We start from the raw sequence: 2,229 nt of genomic DNA, 5'->3' as shown, positions 1-2,229 counted from the left end.
GGCCTGGCGCACATCGCCATCCTGCAAGTCTTCGACGACCTCGAGATCGTACCCGACCGCATCGTCGGCACCAGCATCGGCGCGGTAATCGGCGGGCTCTATGCCGCCGGACTCCCGGCCGAGGCGATCCGCGACATCTTCGACGACGTGGCCGGCTCGCCACTGGATGCCCTCTCAGGGCTGGCCGAATCGGAGGTCGAGCTGACGGCACTCATGCCGTTCGGCCGCGACGATGCCGGGCTGCTCGACTCGGCTGGCTTCCTGCGTTTCCTGGCCGGCCATACCGAGCTTCGCACCTTCGACGAGCTGCGCATTCCGCTCCAGGTGGTGGCCACCGACTACTGGACGGGGGAGAGCGTGACGCTGGACGAGGGGCCGCTGTTCCCGGCCATCGAGGCCAGCATGGCGGTACCGGGACTATTCATGCCCGTCCACCGTGGCGAGCAGCTGCTGATCGATGGCGGCGTCTCCAAGCCCCTGCCCTTCGACCTGCTCCATGGCGAGGTCGACCTGGTCATCGCGGTGGATGTCTCGGGAAGCCGCCGGCAGGAGGATGGCAAGGAGCTCGGCCTGACCGACATGCTGTTCAACAGCTTCAAGATCATGCAGCAGACGATCATCCGGCAGGCGCTGCGCCACCAGCCACCCGACCTCTACCTGCGCCCGGAGACCCGAGGCGTGCGCCTCCTGCACTTCAACCGCATCGACGAGATCCTGCACCAGACCGAACCCGCCGCCGAGGAGCTGCGCGACCTGCTCGAGGAGCGGCTGGCTCGTCCCACCCTGCGTTGACTCGTCCCGCCAAGGGCACAGCCGGAGACTGGTAGGCTGCTCCCATCAGCTCTCCGGTCAGGATACCCGTCCATGTCCCGATCCCGCCTGCTCACCGCCCTCCTGCTGCTGTCGCTGGCCCTGCTCCTGGGCTGCGAGCCCGGCGAGCCCCCGGTCACGCAGCTCGACCCGCCCGAACCTGGCGAGACGCTGAGGGTCGCCACCCGCAACGCCGCCACCACCTACTACCTGGACCGCCACGAGACCCCGGCGGGTCCGGAACATGATCTGGTCCAGCGCTTCGCCGAGGCCCATGGCTGGGAGGTCGAGTGGATGCTGCAGGGCTCCACCGCCGAGGTGCTGGCGGCCCTGGAGAGCGGCGAGGTCCACCTGGCCGCCGCGGGACTGACCCACCTGCCCTCCCGCGACGCGCGCTTCCGGCGCGGCCCCGGCCATACCGACATTGTCGAGCAGCTGGTCTGCCACCGCGACATGCGCCCCCTGCCGCGTCGGGTAGAGGCGCTGGCCGACGTCGAGCTCCGCGTCACGGCGGACTCCAGCTACGCGGAGAAGCTCGAGAGCCTGGTCAATCGCCACACCGGCATCACCTTCGACGAGGACCCGCGTACCACCGAGATGCTGCTGGCCGAGGTGGCCGAGCGGCGCATCGACTGCACCCTGGCCGACTCCAACATCGTGCGGGTGGTGCGCCGCCACTTCCCGCACCTGGAGGTCGCCATGAACCTGACCAGCGGCGACCGGCTGGGCTGGTACCTGCCCACCGGCCACCAGGCGCTGGCCGACCTCGCCGGGCAGTGGATGGAGAGCGCCGCGGGTCAGGAGAGCGTCGCGGCGATGGAGGAGCGCTACTACGCCTATATCGGCGAGTTCGACTTCGTCGACCTGCGCGCACTGAACCGGCGCATCGACGAGCGCCTGCCCTCCTTCCTCGAGCTCTTCCTGGCGGCCGAGGAGACCACCGGGATGCCCGCCGACCTGCTCGCGGCCCTGGCCTACCAGGAGTCGCACTGGGACCCCCAGGCCGTCTCGCCCACCGGGGTGCGCGGCATCATGATGCTCACGCAGAACACCGCCCGGTCACTGGGCGTCGCCAATCGCCTGGACCCGGCCGCGGCGATCGACGGCGGCGCGCGGTATCTCGCCGACCGTCATCAACGGCTGCCCGAGACCATTCCCGAACCGGACCGCACCTACCTGGCCCTGGCGAGCTACAACATCGGCCGTGGGCACCTGCTGGACGCCCGCGAGCTGGCGCGCGAGCTCGGCAGGGACCCGGACTCCTGGGAGGACATGAAGAAGGTGCTGCCGCTCAAGGCCGACAAGCGCTACTACCCGCAGACCCGCTATGGCTATGCACGAGGCTACGAGCCGGTGCACTACGTCCAGCGGATCCGCAACTACCAGGACGTGATCGGCGCCGCGGTGGCAACGTCGACT

The 2,229-nt window shown here is 69.5% G+C and carries 2 protein-coding genes; both read left to right on the top strand.

The window, feature by feature from the left end:
* Positions 1–792 (top strand): patatin-like phospholipase family protein (locus RI841_RS16110; RefSeq protein WP_310706644.1); only part of this gene is annotated, 792 nt, incomplete at its 5' end.
* A 72-nt stretch (positions 793–864) separates the two neighbouring features.
* On the top strand, positions 865–2,229 hold a 1,365-nt coding region (gene mltF / locus RI841_RS16105; RefSeq protein ID WP_310706643.1), incomplete at its 3' end, for a membrane-bound lytic murein transglycosylase MltF.

This window comes from Halomonas sp., assembly GCF_031581305.1.
Lineage (GTDB): Bacteria > Pseudomonadota > Gammaproteobacteria > Pseudomonadales > Halomonadaceae > Halomonas.
This window is presented reverse-complemented; position numbering and strand designations above follow the sequence as displayed.